General features: G+C 46.8%; 16 protein-coding genes. 14 read left to right on the top strand and 2 right to left on the bottom strand.

The window, feature by feature from the left end:
- Positions 1-952: 952 nt before the first annotated feature.
- The 14 genes from ACJJIY_RS22030 (at position 953) to ACJJIY_RS21965 (ending at position 14,768) form a co-directional block, all read left to right on the top strand.
- Positions 953-2,140 (top strand): LuxE/PaaK family acyltransferase, encoded by a 1,188-nt coding sequence (locus tag ACJJIY_RS22030; RefSeq protein WP_152454489.1) that lies wholly within the window; start codon positions 953-955, stop codon positions 2,138-2,140.
- Positions 2,141-2,168: 28 nt separating this feature from the next.
- Positions 2,169-2,549, top strand: a complete 381-nt coding sequence (locus ACJJIY_RS22025; RefSeq protein ID WP_152454488.1) for an iron-sulfur cluster assembly scaffold protein — start codon at positions 2,169-2,171, stop codon at positions 2,547-2,549.
- Positions 2,546-3,727 (top strand): cysteine desulfurase family protein, encoded by a 1,182-nt coding sequence (locus tag ACJJIY_RS22020; RefSeq protein ID WP_152454487.1) that lies wholly within the window; start codon positions 2,546-2,548, stop codon positions 3,725-3,727. Before ACJJIY_RS22025 ends, ACJJIY_RS22020 begins: the two co-directional genes overlap by 4 nt.
- Positions 3,728-3,739: 12 nt before the next feature.
- On the top strand, positions 3,740-5,449 hold the full coding sequence (locus ACJJIY_RS22015; RefSeq protein WP_152454486.1) for a fatty acyl-AMP ligase: 1,710 nt from the start codon (positions 3,740-3,742) through the stop codon (positions 5,447-5,449).
- Between the two features lie 21 nt (positions 5,450-5,470).
- A complete protein-coding gene (locus tag ACJJIY_RS22010) occupies positions 5,471-5,743 on the top strand; it encodes an acyl carrier protein (RefSeq protein ID WP_216646255.1) in 273 nt (90 codons plus the stop codon).
- Positions 5,743-6,810 (top strand): flavin-containing monooxygenase, encoded by a 1,068-nt coding sequence (locus ACJJIY_RS22005; protein WP_152454485.1) that lies wholly within the window; start codon positions 5,743-5,745, stop codon positions 6,808-6,810. The genes ACJJIY_RS22010 and ACJJIY_RS22005 overlap by 1 nt, the downstream gene beginning before the upstream one ends.
- Positions 6,807-9,152 carry an efflux RND transporter permease subunit gene (locus tag ACJJIY_RS22000; protein WP_152454484.1) on the top strand — a complete coding sequence of 782 codons (2,346 nt, stop codon included), beginning with the start codon at positions 6,807-6,809 and terminating at the stop codon, positions 9,150-9,152. The genes ACJJIY_RS22005 and ACJJIY_RS22000 overlap by 4 nt, the downstream gene beginning before the upstream one ends.
- The gene (locus ACJJIY_RS21995) at positions 9,142-9,939 is read left to right on the top strand and encodes an outer membrane lipoprotein-sorting protein (protein ID WP_152454483.1); all 798 of its coding nucleotides are present in this window, start codon (positions 9,142-9,144) and stop codon (positions 9,937-9,939) included. The genes ACJJIY_RS22000 and ACJJIY_RS21995 overlap by 11 nt, the downstream gene beginning before the upstream one ends.
- A gap of 4 nt (positions 9,940-9,943) precedes the next feature.
- Positions 9,944-11,131 carry a hypothetical protein gene (locus tag ACJJIY_RS21990; RefSeq protein WP_152454482.1) on the top strand — a complete coding sequence of 396 codons (1,188 nt, stop codon included), beginning with the start codon at positions 9,944-9,946 and terminating at the stop codon, positions 11,129-11,131.
- A gap of 54 nt (positions 11,132-11,185) precedes the next feature.
- Entirely contained in the window at positions 11,186-11,899 is a 714-nt protein-coding gene (locus ACJJIY_RS21985) for a 4'-phosphopantetheinyl transferase family protein (RefSeq protein ID WP_172975418.1), read from the top strand.
- A 67-nt stretch (positions 11,900-11,966) separates the two neighbouring features.
- Positions 11,967-12,659 carry a MaoC family dehydratase gene (locus ACJJIY_RS21980; protein WP_282933835.1) on the top strand — a complete coding sequence of 231 codons (693 nt, stop codon included), beginning with the start codon at positions 11,967-11,969 and terminating at the stop codon, positions 12,657-12,659.
- Between the two features lie 322 nt (positions 12,660-12,981).
- Complete coding sequence (locus ACJJIY_RS21975) at positions 12,982-13,290, top strand: transposase (protein ID WP_282933834.1); 309 nt, start codon at positions 12,982-12,984, stop codon at positions 13,288-13,290.
- Between the two features lie 8 nt (positions 13,291-13,298).
- Positions 13,299-14,144: an IS3 family transposase gene (locus tag ACJJIY_RS21970; RefSeq protein ID WP_282933833.1), complete on the top strand. Its 846-nt coding sequence runs from the start codon at positions 13,299-13,301 to the stop codon at positions 14,142-14,144.
- Positions 14,145-14,582: 438 nt separating this feature from the next.
- On the top strand, positions 14,583-14,768 hold the full coding sequence (locus tag ACJJIY_RS21965) for a hypothetical protein (protein ID WP_445358835.1): 186 nt from the start codon (positions 14,583-14,585) through the stop codon (positions 14,766-14,768).
- Between the two features lie 321 nt (positions 14,769-15,089).
- On the opposite strand, the gene ACJJIY_RS21960 is transcribed toward ACJJIY_RS21965, so the two are convergent.
- A complete protein-coding gene (locus ACJJIY_RS21960; RefSeq protein ID WP_445358834.1) occupies positions 15,090-15,434 on the bottom strand; it encodes a hypothetical protein in 345 nt (114 codons plus the stop codon).
- Between the two features lie 5 nt (positions 15,435-15,439).
- Positions 15,440-16,006 (bottom strand): tetratricopeptide repeat protein, encoded by a 567-nt coding sequence (locus ACJJIY_RS21955; protein ID WP_445358833.1) that lies wholly within the window; start codon positions 16,004-16,006, stop codon positions 15,440-15,442.
- Between the last annotated feature and the right edge of the window lie 219 nt (positions 16,007-16,225).

Here is a 16,225-nt window from a genome sequence, read left to right as displayed (position 1 = left end):
TACTTGGTACTATTCTCCTTAAAGTAGATCGTTGTAATAAAAAAATATCCAATAAATTACTTGGTGTTGCGGGGCGTGTTGTTAATTGTGGTGTGGTTTATATGAATGTGATGTATCAATCTTTACTTAAAAATACGAATTTTCTGCTGAAAAATAGCAGGGAGATTAAAGATTGAGGAAAAACGACAATGTAAGCTTGAATATTTGTGCGAATTTACTCTACCCCTAAGATTGAATTAATTCTATTAAGCTTGTCATCAAATAGTTTATATTTGTTAATTGGCTGGTCACAATATGTTACCAAAATATAAGCTGTAATTTGCTGTAATTGGCGGCAAGGTGCTTTCTTGGGTTTCCCGTTGGGAGTCGGAGTTCAGGTGTGAGTGCAAGCTTCAATAGTAAAAAAAATATGTATAAAGCCTGTTCGTTTTGTTGTGAGTTCATGATCGCAAGATGATTTTTATGTGATTGGCGGACCGATTGTTCTGGCTAATTTTTAGAGGTAATTTGAAGGGGTAAGATTGTAAGTGGGTGTAAGTGAGAGGGGCTGGTCATGTAGCAAAAAAAAACCATACTACGCGGCAAGAAAAATAAAAAAATAAAGAAAATTACTTTGAAGTGATTGTTAAAATTTCTAATGTGTTTAATATTTCTCTCGGAAAATAATAAATAGAATCGATAAGTAGAGACTCTTGATGGTGGTCAAAGATTTACCCGGCAGATTTACCCGGCAGATTTACCCGGCAGGTTTACCCGGCATGATTCCCGGATGGGTCTTTCAGTCGAGTTCTAAATTCTCTGATGTTTAAACCATTCTTAATTCAAGCTTTGAGGTTTTTGTTAAGTTTTTTGATATATATCAGCTTGATTAAAACAGTAAAAAAATAGCCTAAATGCCTCCGCATAGACGATTGAGGCCGTGTCTTATTTGACTTTAAAAATGGAGATTGAAATGTCGATACAGTTACAAAACATACTCAAGGAAAACGGGTTAGACCCTTTAAAGGTGGCACTGTCATCTGTGGCGGAACTCTATTCGATGACAGAGGATAACTTACTGGATTTCAAGACAGGCTTGATCCATGAGGCATTCGCTTATCACTATGAGAACAATGCTTTTTTCCGCTCCGCTTGCGATAGCAAAGGAGTGACACCGGATATGATCTCAACCCCAGCTGACCTGATCAAAATACCTCTGATTCCCATTGAGCTTTTTAAATCAAACGATAGCCATAAGTTACTTTCAGTCAGCCTACGTGATGTAGAGCTAGAAATGCGAAGCACAGGTACCTCTGGTATTCCCAGCGTTTCGCGCCGCTGCGCGGACACCGTTGACAATGCGGTGCTGGGGATTTACTCGATGTATCGCGAATTCCTAAAGATCTCCAAAGGTGCCGGCCTTTATCTTTGCCCCTCAACCGAGGAAATTCCTGAAATGGGCATGATCAAGGCCCTCAATATGCTCGCAGGTCTGCTGGACACTCATAGATTCATGGTTCGGCAAGAATCTTTTAAGCCCGAAGAGGCCTTAGAACAGCTTGAGGATTGGAATGATAAATTCAGTCGCCATTTGATTGGTCCTCCATTCCTGATCAATCGTTTTATCAGCTACCTCAAAGCTACCAACACCCGAATTAAACTCGATAAGAGTAGTTACATCATCACTCTTGGGGGGTGGAAGCGCTTCTCAGGCCAGATGTTGTCACGTGCAGAATTCAACAGTGAATGTATCGAGTACTTGGGCGTTGAAGAGAGCCAGATCCGTGACATCTACGCCTTGGTTGAATCCAATGTCATTGCTATTGACGATGAGTATGGAATCAAGCATGTCTCCCCCTTCGTTCATTTCTCGGTAAGAGACCCCAAACAACTAGATCGAGAGGTCGAACCGGGCCAGACCGGCCAATTGGCAATTCTTGACCCTCTCGCACGTTCGACGCCTGGTTTCATGCTTACTGAGGACTTGGTGCGACTGTTGCCTGAAGCGAGTCGTTCGGGAAGAAGTGGTCAACGCATGCAGTATGTAATGCGCCTACCTGAGTCAAAAGAATTTGGTTGCTGTGCGGTTAATTTAGATAAGCGGCTTGAAGATTTGGACGCAGAGCAGGCTGCTAGCGGCAGTTGTCCAGTCGTCGCCTAATTACAGCTGTCCAAGATGGAGCTACAACATGTACAACGACATCATCATTGACAACTTTTCCGACCCGGCTCATGTCGGTGATATCAACGAACCCAATTACGAATATGAAATTGGCAATCCAGTATGTGGAGATCGGATTCGCGTTCAGATCAACATCACCAATGGACTGATTGACAGTGCTCGCTTTAGAGCTTGGGGCTGCGCTACTTCGGTGGCGACGGCCAACATTTTCTGTGCCTCGCTTGAGGGGTTGGCACCGGAACAGCTTGCCGGGAGAACAAGTAGCGAAATAGAAGGCATGCTTGGTGAACTAGAGCCATCACAACACCATTGTGTTGAGATTTTGCAGCAGCTTCATCATAGGTTGCTGAGCTTAGTTGGCAAAGATTGTCGGGAGGTGATGCCATGACAAATGCTCACTCGATTGAGGGTTACTTCGACTACAACGCCACAACCCCGGTGTCGGAGGCTGTAGCTACGGCTATGTCCTCTGCGCTTCGGCTCTTTGCTAATCCATCGGGGCGTACGCTTCCTTCGACCAGTAATCGTGAGCTAATCCAGCGAGCAAAGACCCATGTCGCTAGCCTACTGGGTACCGCGCCGGAAAAAGTTTTCTTTACCTCCGGCGGTTCTGAAGCCAATAACTGGGCTATTAAAGGAAGCCTGATGAACGACCTGGGTAGGGCCGGCCATATCCTAACCACGGCGATTGAGCACCCTTCAGTTCTAGAAACTATCCGATACTGCGCCCACCAATTCGGATTCGAAGTCACCTGCTTGAAGCCGGGACCGAGTGGCGCCGTCAGTTTTGAGGCTGTCGCTGAAGCTATCCGGCCTGACACCAGATTGATTTCCATGATGTATGCGAACAATGAAACCGGCGTTATTCAACCTGTGGATCAGGTGGCAAGGCTGACCCGCTCCCGAGGCATTCCGTTCCATGTCGACGCAGTGCAAGCAGTAGGTAAGCGGCCTCTTGATGTCGAGGCATTAGGTGCTGATTTTGTTTCTTTTTCCGCACACAAATTCTATGGTCCCAAGGGTATTGGCGGCCTATATATCCAGAATATAGATCGCATATCTCCCTTGATTCATGGTGGTGGACAAGAGATGGCAATGCGCTCTGGTACCGAGAATTTGGTCGCTATCGCCGGACTCGGTGAGGCTGCTGACGAATGTCGCAGGGAGCTTGAGTACTGGGATCATCACTGTCTGAAGTGCAAACAGCACTTGATCGAACAGCTTGGCAAATCCTCTATCGAAACACATATCAATGGTGCTAGTCATTATGAGGGGGCGATTTCCAATACCTTAAACCTATCGATTCCAGGCATTCGGGGTGAGGCGCTTGCTCTGTTAATGGAAAAGAAAGATGGGATTGTGGTGTCGATTGGCTCTGCATGCAGTAACAACAAGACCCGTCAACTATCGCCTGTATTACAAGGAATGGGGCTAAGTGATGAAGAAATACAAAGTGCGATCAGGATTAGCTTCGGCCGCTTTACCAGCCTTGATGATATAGATCGTTTTGTTGATTCATTGCAGCGGTGCGTGGCACAGCTCAAAAGCATGAGCTTTAAAGGGTGAGGAGTTGGGCTCATGACGGATAAGATTTTTCCAGCTCAGCGCTTCATGGATCAGTTCGCCCGACACGTGGTTAATGAGCCTAGCCGTACCGCCTGCGTATTCCAGCCTCATGGGCCTGATAGTGCTCTATCGCTGAGTTACGGTGAACTGAATCAGCAGGTACTGGAACGGGCCCGACTGTTAGTCGAGCGCGGATATAGAGGCCAGCCGCTTGCTCTGCTTTTCCCTGCTGGTCTTGATTTTGTGGTCAACTTCCTCGCCTGCCTCGCGGCTGGCGTCATTGCTGTACCCCTGAACCTGAGTCGCAATGCTCAGCAATTAGAGCGCACTGTTCGTATTCTTGGTGATGCAAAGACCAAAGCCATTCTGACGACCGCTGAGACTCGTGAACAGCTATTTGAGCAATTAGCAGAATTACCGGCGATTAATTTGGGCGACCAGGCCTGGATTGATGAGCAGCAGGTTGGTGCTGCTAAAGATGTAGAGTTACCTCTTCCGGCTCCAGATGAGTTGGCGTTTGTTCAGTACACCTCAGGCTCTACTGATCTACCCAAAGGTGTGATGGTAAGTCACGCCAACATTATCGATAACCAATTGGCTATCCAGCAGGCGTGTGGCCACCGCGAAGGTGTAATTGCTGGCGGCTGGCTGCCACAGTTCCACGATATGGGACTGATAGGCCATATGCTGCAGCCATTGTTCCTTGGTGGTACCTACGTCTTCATGCCACCGATGAAGTTCGTTCAGCGTCCACGCCGGTGGTTAGAATTGATATCTCACTATCGAATTCATAGCTCTGCTGCACCTAATTTTGGCTATGAGCACTGCATCAAGTTCATAGGTGAGCGAGAGGACTTATCGGGATTAGACCTGAGTTGCTGGAAGGTGGCTTTGAATGGCTCTGAGCCTGTCAGCGCCGACACTATGAGGATATTTGCTGAACGTTTCCAGCCTTACGGTTTTTCCTCTACTGCTTTCTTTCCCTGCTACGGCATGGCTGAAACCACTTTGTTTGTCTCTGGAGGACCGAAAGGCGTAGGCATTGAAACCCTGGCTTTCGATCCCGCAGCATTTGACTCTGGTCGACTGCAATCTACTGGTGAGGGGCGTCAAGTGGTTAGCTGCGGTCGTATCACGCCAAGGATGATTTTGAAGGTTGTTGATCCGGAGAGTGGCCGGCTAGCAGATGAGGGTTGTATTGGTGAGATATGGATTAGTGGTGCCTCAATAGCACAAGGTTATCTTAACAACCTTGAGATTAGTAAGCAGCAATTCGGTGCTCGTATATCGCCCTGCGACGGTCATTATTACCTCAAAACCGGGGACATGGGCTTCGTCCGTGACAATAAGTTGTATATCACCGGGCGGATTAAGGAAATGTTAATCCTGCGCGGCCGCAACCTTTATCCATACGATATTGAACGTACCTGTAGTGACCATCCTGATGCGGCAGGCAATAACGGAGCCTCGGTTTTCACTGTGGATAGCAATGGCCAAAACCGACTGGCAGCCATTGTTGAGATTCGCCGCCACGCCTTTCTTAACCGAAACCACGATGAACTCCGACAGGAGCTGCGTGAGGCAGTGATGTTGGCACATGATGTCGCCCTCGACCAGCTTTTGCTGGTCAAGCCTGGCGGTATTCCGAAAACCACCAGCGGCAAAGTTCGTAGGACTGCCTGCAGGGATCTGATTGCAGCCGAAGAGGCGCAGCTCGCATGAACCGTTGATAGGAAATATAAGATGACGAATGAATTTAGAATGAAAAACCTGGTGGAACAGATCACAGATTTTATCGCTGCTAAGACACCAGAATTTTCGATTGATAAGCACAGTGACACCTCTTTCTCAAGTCTAGGTCTAGACTCGGCAGACCATGTCCAGCTATCGACTATGGTGGAGGACCACCTCTCTGTTGACATCGATCCGACGCTAGCCTTCGACTACCCAACGATTAACGCTCTTGTGGCACATCTCGAAAAGAATTTTTCAAGAACAGCTTTGGAGCGCAGTTGATGTCGCGACTTGATTGCATAGTTATCGGTGGAGGCCAGTTCGGTCTTCACACCGCACGAATGCTGCAGCAGGCTGATCTCAACTACCTTCTGCTTGAACGGGATAGTATTGGCGACGTTTGGCGTAACCGGCTCGAAGGTATGAAGCTATTCACTTCACGTCAATTCTGTGCCCTGCCAGGACTAGCCTTTCCGGGCGATCCTGAGGGCTTCCCGACTACAGTAGAAATAGCTGATTATTTGGTCAGCTATGCAGGCCACTTTGATCTTCAGGTTCGAGAAGGCTGTGAAGTTGTTGGTCTCGATCGCCTTTCGAACGGCAGTTTTCAGGTCGACCTTGCCGACGGCACGTCTCTGCTCGCCACCAGTATCGTCAATGCAACTGGTGCTAATCAGATACCCCAGGTGCCGGCGATAAGTTCCCAACTTGCTGGAGAGGTGCAGCAACTAGACGGTAGTCTCGCCTCAACCGATGTCATTTCTGATGGCCACACTGTTGCCGTTATTGGGGATGGTGCTACTGGGCGTCAGATCGTGGACCGGCTAGCGGGACGTTGCAATGTGTTTTTGGCCACGGGTTCCCCACGTGGCCTGCCTCCCAACCGTTTGTTCGGACGTGATATTTTTTGGTGGCTTGATCGCTTGCGTATCCTTTCCGCCGATAAGAACAGCCTCATCGCGAAGATATTAAAAAAGCGTAACCCTGTCCCCTGTGGTGAATACAACAATAGACGGCTGAAGGCTAAAGGCGTAAAGATTGTTGGCCGTGCTTTGGAGTGCTCTGGCCGTCAAATCCGTTTCGACTCCGTCGGTTGGCATGACATAGATACAGTGATTTGGGCAACAGGCTATTGCGACCGAACGAGCTGGCTAAAGTTGCCGCACTGTGTCGATGAGAGGGGCTTCATTGAAAACTATGGAAGGACTCCAGAGCCTGGGCTTTTCTTAGTGGGACGTAAATGGCTTAGTTGTCGAGCGTCGGAGCTGGTAATGGGGGTTGAGAAGGATGTAGAGCGAGTAATGGTGCCGCTGCGAGCCTTTTTATCCGAAAGGAAAGAAATACCTTGAACAAAAATATAAAGACCGATTGGATCATTCGCTCTGGCGCCAGTAAGTGGCTATTAGCGCTGGTGCTGTTGCTCACATTGATGTCGGCTGTTGGCCTAAAACGGATGGGGCTGGCCAGTGATTATCGCGTTTTCTTCGATGATAACGATCGTGACCTACTGCGCTTGGAGCAGATGCAAGATACTTATAGCACGACTGATAACGTGTTCATCATGATTGAACCGGTGGATGACAACATCTACAACCAGCGTACTCTGAGCCTTATACATGAAATGACACGCGCGTTGTGGCGGACGGCCCATGTCTCTCGAGTAGATTCGCTAACGAACTTCCCCTATAGCTCTGCTGAAGACGATGATATTTTGATTGAGGAGTTCGTCTACGAGCTTGACGAATTGACGCCGCAAAGGATCGCCTTTATTGAAACTGCCGCTAGTAGTGAGAGGGACTTGGTTGGCAATTTGGTTAGTAAGAACGGACGATTTACCGCGATCAATGCGACCATTCGGTTGCCAGGGTTAGACCATAAGGCCGAAGTGCTAGCCGTTACCGGTGCTGTCGATGAATTGATTAAGTCATTCAAGATGGAATATCCGGATCATCGTTTTTTTGTCACCGGTGTGGTGGAGATGAACGGTGCCTTTTTCCAGGCGGCAAAAAAAGACTTCATCACGCTGATACCGTTGATGATCCTTTTTGTGCTGGTCAGCGCTGCTCTAATTCTCGGATCACCTGCTGCAGGTGGCGCTATTTTGACGGTAGTAGTGTTGGCACTGCTAGGGTCTTTGGGTCTAGCTGGTTGGCTCGGTATTCAATTGTCTGCGCCATCAGTATCGGCTCCAATCATCATGTTCACGGTGATAGTAGCGTCGGCCATCCACATCCTCAGCTATATTCAGCGCCAGATACGCAGTGGTGTTTCTCGTGAAGAAGCAGTCTTGCAATCCTACCGGCGCAATCTCAAGCCGATTGCGGTGAGCCATGTCACTACTATTATCGGTTTTCTGGCGATGAATTTCAGTGACTCACCGCCGTTTCGAGATCTTGGCAATATAGTTGCCTTAGGTGTGCTCTTCTCGCTACTTTTGTCGTTGACGGTTCTACCACAGCTTCTGCTGCGTATTCGTTTTTCAACGCGGGAAACAGGTGCCAACCGACTGATTAATCGCATGGCTTTGTTGTCAGGCTGGGTTATCGCTTACCGCCAGCGGATATTGTGGCTAATGCTACCTTTGTCCCTATGCGTCGCTGCACTCAGTCCATTGAATCAATTAAACGATGATTTAATCCGCTATTTTGATGAGTCGCAGCCCTTCCGTGCTGATTCTGAACGTATCGATCGCCACTTTTCTGGTATTTATACAATCGATTACTCGCTCTCGGTACCAGAGCAGAACGGTATGTTTCAGCCAGAGTTTTTACAGTTTCTTGATACATTCGATGACTGGCTACATGAGCAGCCAGAAGTTTTTACAACTGCAAGCCCCCTGCACCGAATCAAGGATCTTAACCGTTTGATGAATGGTGGTGATGAGGACTCTTACCGGTTACCTGGCGATACAATTACCGCTGCACAGCAGTTCCTGCTATACGAGATGTCGTTGCCGTTTGGTCGTGATGTGACCCATCAGGTGAATTTGAATAAATCCTCGGTGAAACTGACTGCACGATTAAAGAATCTAAGCTCGGTGGGCTTAATTGCTTTTGAAAAACGGGTCGAAGAGTGGTTATTGCAAAACCAACCTCGCTCCATTGATATCTATCACAGCAGTCCCGCAGTGATTTTTTCCCACATTGGTCAATCAAATATTGTAAGTCTCCTTGAAGGTGCCTCGCTAGCGTTTGTGGTGATTTCATTGACGTTGATGCTGGTATTCCGCTCACTCGATATTGGTCTATTGAGCTTGGTTCCAAACCTGCTTCCAGTCGCGGCAGCATTTGGATTTTGGTATCTCGTTAATGGTCAAATCTCAATGGGGCTGGCTGGGGTGTCGGCAATGGCGATCGGCATAATCGTCGATGATACAGTTCACTTCCTCTATCAGTATGTCAACGGTCTAAAGCGGGGGCTCAGTCCTGAAGATAGCGTAAGCGAAACCATTAGTAAGACTATGGGTGGGATCGTGATTAGCTCAATGCTGCTAGTGATAGGCTTCCTTCTATTGTCGACCTCGGCGTTCGAGAAAAATGCCCAGATGGGTATGCTCACGGGGATGTCTATTGTGTTGGCATTGGTGTTTGACTTGATATTACTACCGGCCTTGGTTCTAACCTTTATGCGCAGGACACGTACGTCGAACCTGCAATTTCGTACCGACAAGGAACTAAATAATGCGAACTGATTACCGTCTCCTCCTTCCAGTGACAATACTTTGTGGCCTAATCGGTTTGCCGGTTCAAGGCGCTGCTAGCGATGTTAGAAAGGGGCGGGAGGTCGCAGTGGCAGTGGATAACCGTGATCTTGGTTACGGCGACAGTGTTGCCGAATTGACGATGATTCTACGCAACAGGGCCGGAGATGAAACTCGACGTGAACTGCAGATCAGCTCACTTGAGAGTCACGAGGGTGGAGACAAATCGTTAATCCGCTTCAATTTTCCTGCCGATATCCGGGGCACGGCGCTTCTAACGCATCCGCAGTTAGAGGATACCGATAAGCAGTGGTTATATTTGCCTGCCTATTCCCGTATTAAGAGGATCTCATCTCGCAATAAGAGTGGTGCGTTCGTCGGTAGTGAGTTTTCGTTCGAGGACTTGTCTGATAAGGCGGTCGACGATTTCCGCTATACCTACGTGAGAGAGGAATCATGCGAAGATGGTGCCCTGGTTTGTGACGTAATTGACCGAGTGCCAGAAGACTCTCACTCTGCATATAGCCGGCAGCGGGTCTGGGTTGATCAGAGTGCTCGACGTATCTTCCGTATAGACTATTTCGACCGTAAGGAAACGCTGCTCAAGACTTTTTCCGCAAGGGATTTTCGCCTCTACGACGATCGTTATTGGAGGCCCATGGAGGTGGTTATGCATAATCAGCAGAGTGGAAACGTAACGATCTTAAGCTATAGCCGCATCGAGTTTGGTACCGGTCTCTCAGTTGCGAATTTCCATCGCAATACACTCCGGGATTAAGGGTATGGGGGTCTTGCGTTTAGCGTTTTGGGTGCAGCTGTGTCTAAGCCTTACCATTATGCCGGTCCTCGCAGAGGTCAAGGTTGACAAGTATTCTGTTGATATCGCGGCCACGGCTCGTATATTTGCAGAAGAGGAGTCGCTGGCCATTGATGATAGCTACCGCTTCGGACCGGGGCTGGAAATTGAAGCAAATGCTGAGGGGGATATTGGTGATACTGGCTATAAGCTGCGGTTGTTTGGTAGCTGGGATAAGCAGGATGGGGAGCGTCGTTATGCCGATATCCGCCAAGCCAGCCTTCACTGGCGCCGTGATCAGTTATCGCTGAATCTTGGTGTTAGCACTTTCTTTTGGGGCGTTTCTGAATCTCTGAATATAGTCAATGTACTTAATCAGGCTGACTTGCGCCAAGCTATCGACGGAAAGGAAAAGATGGGGCAGACCTTCGCATCTTTAGGTCTGCGTTTTGATAACGGCGAACTATCGATATTCTATCTGCCAACTTTTCGTGAGCGAGAATTTCCAGAGCGCCCGTCATTCGGACTACCGATTTCGGACCGGGCACTTTTTGAAAGCTCGAATAGAGGTGGAGATGTTGCTCTGCGAGGCCATTTTTACGCTGGTGATTTAGAAACAGGGATCGGTTACTTCAGAGGCACTAGGCGGGCGCCACTACTGGTAAGGCCTAGCCCTTCAGCGACGATGTTGACTCCCTTTTACATCGAAACCGAGAATTTTTTACTGGACACACTTTATCTCCTCGGCGACACGACCTTGAAGTTGGAAGCGAAAACTGGTCGCGAACTGGAGCAAGGTTTCTTTGCTGCAAACGTTGGCCTTGAGCACCCGATTTATTCGCTACCGGATAGTATGCAAGATCTGTCCTTGATCGCCGAATATCTAATCGACGATAGGGATGAGCAAGCTGAAACATTAGGTCAGAACGATCTCTTTGTCGGCCTTAGAGCTAGCTTCGGTGATACCGGTGACAGCGAATTTCGAGGGGTCATAAGTTATGACTTCGATAGTCATGGCAACTACCTCGACTTAGGCTTAGAACACCGTCTGAGCGATTATTTTAGAATCGAAACTCGGGCGTTTTTATTCCTCAATGTGGGCCGCAGTGATACTTGGCTGTATCCAGTACGGGATGAGGATTTTATCGAGTTTAAGTTGCATTATTCTTTTTGAGCGGACCCTATGAAGACTGGAGTTAACAGGGATATAGGTCTTTGGATTGCTACCGTGAAGGAGTTTGAAACTCTAATCGAGCATGATCCGCAAACTGTCTTCACCACAGTTAGCGAGGCTGAGCAGAAAAGATATAGTGGGATTGTTAATCGAGCGGCGGGCCTACATTTTCTGCTTGGTCGTTACCTATTGCGTTATGTTTTATCCGCTAAAAGTGGCGTAAGTATTTTGCCGGCAGATTGGGAAATTTTCCCTGATGAGCAAGGCAGGCCTAGAGTTTTAAACCAAAGTGTGGCCCCAATAAAATTTAGTATTTCTCATGCTAGTGGTGTGGTCGCGATTGCGCTTAGCTCTACCGTTGATCCAGGTATAGATCTGGAGCCCCTTGCTCGTGAACTGGGCTCAGGTCTAAATTTCAGGCATTTACTTAGTCCAGAGCAATATGACCAGGTAATGACTATCCCAAGCACTGCTCACTGTGAATTGTTAACAAGGGTTTGGTGCATTAAAGAGTCTGTGTCCAAAGTGTGTGGTTTGGGGCTTCGACTGCCTTTTTCTACGATCGAGTTTGATCTTGTATCTTTGCTTAACTCGCAACCAGCCACGTGGCTTGAGTGTAAGGTAAGAGAAATGGGGAGCTTTTGGTTTAACCTTTGCACGTTGGCGCAACGCTATTGGCTTTGTGTAGCGATGGAGTCGCCGGCGTTGTCGCCTTTGGGTCGATTGGAAACAAACCATTTTAACCTACTCAGCCGCAAGGCGTTTTAGAAACAAGACGTGGAGTTGGAAGTAGCTGCCGCACAAAATTAATTTTAGGTCCAGTTACGCTGCTTCAATGTCATTAATACAGGATGAGATGATGGACGTGCTCGAGTACATCAGGGAAAAGGAAAGGTTGCTTAGGGCTCGGATTAACAATTTGGACCTCAAAAGCACCCATGATAATCACCTGCATCAGTTGTCCTATTACATCAGTAACTTGCTTAAAAATTCATGGACTTCGAAAGCTGGGCCGGTTGTTGATCCTGCTACCAATCGTGAATTACAAGTCATTAAGAACCCTAAGGCCATCGCTTTCTACCAAGACTGGCAAGCACGTATTGGTCAGCAGATATATATTGGGCGCTGGATTGTAGTTGACCAGTCGCGCATTGACAGTTTTGCCGAAGTAACTGGAGACCGCCAGTGGATTCATATTGATCCAGAACGAGCAAGGGCTGAATCGCCGTTTGGAGGCACAATTGCCCACGGCTTTTTGGTCCTATCGCTAATTCCCGAGCTCACCGATGCTGTCAATCCGGAAAAACCGCCTTACCCTGAAGCTAGAATGATTATAAACTGCGGCCTTGAACAGGTGCGTTTTCCTTATCCAGTTAAGACTGGCAATCGTATCCGAGCTCGTACGACTTTAAAGTCCCTGGTGCCATCGAAGCGTAGTGTGGAAATGATCAATCATATTGAGGTAGAGGTTGAAGGTTCAGGTCGCCTGGTTTGTGTTGCGGATAGTGTGCTGAAACTTTACTTCTGAATTCAAAATGCACGCGCACCCTCCCGGCACTTACTAATTATCATAGGCAAACTGGGAGGAGAGTAATTCTCGATTGATCGCTCTTGCAAGAGCGCAGAATTAGCCATCTCTGGATAGAGATATGAACCTTGAGTATCTGTGATTATCGAAAGGTGTATTCCTGCTATCTGATAGGGAATTTCAGAGGCTATGGGGGCTGGGGTTTATTAATTTCCCTGGTTAAGTAGGGAAATGCAGCTGGGGGCGGCGTTAGACGTAAGACTTACCCACGTTTAGTAGACACCCTGTATAGTTAGGTTTAGGCCTAACACGGAGGTGTATCATGGGTAAGAAAAGAACTCAGGCGTATACGGAGGAGTTCCGCAGAGAAGCAGTTAAGAGAGCGGAAAAGGCTGGAGCAACAACGGCTTCTGTGGCGCGAGAGCTAGGCGTCAGCGCACAGCAGATCTACAACTGGCGTCGTCAATTTAATCGACTGTCTGATAAGCAGTTCAATAGTTTAGACGGTGTCGACTATTCCAAACAGGAAAGCGCTGAAGTTCGCAAACTCAAGAAGGAGCTGCATGAAGCTCGTCAGGAGGTTGAGTTTCTAAAAAAGGCAGCTGCGTACTTTGCGAACCACCAAGAGTAAAGTACGCATTGATACAAGAGCATGTAGGGTCATTCCCGGTTAGCTTGATGTGTCGGTGTTTAGAAGTCTCAAGATCGGGTTATTATCGATGGCGGGGGCGATTGCCATCTGCTCGCACGATTAGAGAGATACGAACAATCGAGAAAATCCGAGAGACGTTTGTTGAGTTTAAAGGTCGTTATGGCGCGCCTAGAATTGCTTGCGAGCTTCAAGAGTTAGGTGAGCCATGCTCGCGGAACTACGTCGCTAAGCTTATGCAACAGGAACATATTAAAGCGAGAAACGGCAAAGGCTTTCGATATAGTCAGCCCGTAGAGGGGAGCATTAACGTCTCCGCCAACTTACTTAAGCGTTGCTTTGATGTGGATCGACCAAATTGCCGCTGGACCAGTGACATTACGTATATCTGGGTTCTGGATAGGTGGCTATACCTCGCGGTAGTTATGGATCTGTACTCTCGACGTATTGTAGGTTGGGCATTCGACTCGCAGATGACCGATGAATTGACACGTCGAGCATTGAAAATGGCCCTAGAGCGACGACCAATAAAGCCTGGACTGCTAGTTCACTCTGACAGGGGTGTGCAATATCGATCGCAGAAATACCAGGATCTCTTGTCCGAAAGCAAGTGCAAGCCGAGTATGAGTCGCCAGGCTAACTGTTGGGATAATGCGGCAATGGAATCATTCTTTAGCAGGCTAAAAGTCGAGCTGGTCTATGCCGGAACATTCGAAAGCGAAGAGCAAGCAAAATCTGAGGTGTTTGAATACATTGAGATTTTCTACAATAGAGTTCGTAGGCACTCTGCATTGGGCTATGTAAGTCCAGCAGAGTATGAGCGAAAATACGCATAGTTAGAGTGTCTACTTTTTGTGGGCAAGACCAACGTGTCTTTACCACCTAGATAACTCTTTTATTTCTGACCTTTCTGACTGAGCGCTCCATTGCCGAGGATTAGTGGCTGCGTTGCTACAAATCTAGATGGATTCCATCAAAGATCGGGTGGTTCACTTGTAATGATGAGGTATGAGCGCTAGATTTGTAACCAACCAATAAGCAAATAAATAGAAAGAATTTTTTTAATAAAGATTTTTTTGGTATGCTATATCTAATTTTTTCTTTTTTTAGGATAAAATTGTCGGTATGTGTGTGTAATTTGAAGCAACTTACCTCTTCATTTATCTCACCTGTTTGATACCCCAAAGGTACATTTAGGCTCTTGAAGTGATTAGTGTTCAAACTTTATTGTTCCAAAATAAAATTAGTGTTCAAACTTTATTGTGCGAGAACAAATGGGAGATGTTATTCCTTTCAAAAGAAAAACCGCTTGGCAAAAGCACAAGGGCAGCACCCTGTGCAGGGAAGGTTTTCATAAATGGAAAGTGGTCACCGAGCGCAAGTTTGACGTAAAGCAGGGAAAGTTGGTTACTGAATATCGCTGTGAACGCTGTGATAAAACCAAAACCAAACTTCTTTAAGTGGTCTTCCTACGTGACCGTTTGCCGTAATTGGTGTTCTGCGTTTTTAATGTGGCGCCCAGGCTCTATAATCCCCACCTTGAAAGAGCTGCGGGTCTTTAATTGAGATGGTTCTCATTTTTATTGCGAGGCATTTATTACTTTATTGGCTGTTAGGCTGCGAAGGGGGTAAATGTGAGGTATGTAGTCTAATTCAGAGTAGGTGAATTTTTGTTTTTCCTGTGGGGTTCAGCTTACAATCTTTTTTATTTTTGCGTAGATAAAATAAATGATGATTTTGATGAAGGTTGTAAAGTGGGGCTTTGTTATTTTGTTTTTCTGTTAGCATTTCTGTTGATTTATTTCGTTTAATAGCTGTTCTACCTTCTGTTTATAAGCATTATTTGTTTCTGCGTTTTCTAATGCGGATTCAATTATAGTTTTTAACATGCCTCCTGGAACTCTATGTGAAAACTCTTCATTTAAAATGATCCTGATTAATTCCTCGCGTTGTCTTTTGATATCGGCCCCTTCTCTTTGAAGTCCTTGGATTCTTTCGGTCACTAATGACTTGAGATCGGAGGCTCTGCCGGTAGAGAAGGGGGGGGCTTCCTTTTTAGCTGTCTCTGTCGCAGTTGATTTTGAAGGGGGGGCTGCGAAGGGGATGGGTTGATTTTCTATTTTCATGGTGGCTAGTTTGATCCGTATTTGGAAAGTAACATTTCATTCATGACTATATTGCTTGAGGCTTCAGTCGTATTGCCCTCTGTATCGGATGGGGAGGTTAGTTGAATTATCTTGTCTATATCAGAGTTTAAAGCTGGGTTTTCATTATTCTTTTCTTTTCCCTTTTCGAGTAACTGTATTCCCTCTGGGTATTTTTCCTCTGTTATTAATAGAAGGCCGCTGGAGAATAGTTGAAAATAATCTGGAGCTTCCGGGCTGCTAGCTAAATATTGCCAAACTTCCCTGGCCTCTGCGATTTTTTGACTTACTAAGTAAACTTGGCTTAGCTGAAAATGAGCTACCCATAAAAGGGGTTCCATTTCTATTGCCTTTTTCATTCCCTGTATGGCACGGTCAAACAGCTTAACTTGTGCATACTCAGCAGCAAGCATTAAGTGTTTTGCGGGATGTGCTTCACCTTCGATGCTGCGCTTAAATAAGTCAATTGCCCTGTCATGTTGCATTGCAGCGCTTGCTGCCATTGCGCAATGAAGTAGTTCTTCGGGGTCCAGGTTGGAATTTTCTTGTGACATCATCAATCTCCTTTGTGCTTATTCTCATTGTACATACCTACTTATACTCTATCTATAACAATTCTAACTATTAGGAATAGGTTGCAACTTTGCCAAGCGATGTTGAATGTTTGCTTGGTTGTTACTTTAAATTTTTATGGCAGTTCTTTTTCTCAGTAGTGGCTTGTGGGTCAATTCCCTTTTTTAGATAAAAAATGAAATTTTTTCTGCACGTTTTGG

This window comes from Microbulbifer maximicatervae (SeqCode), from assembly GCF_052468155.1.
This window is presented reverse-complemented; position numbering and strand designations above follow the sequence as displayed.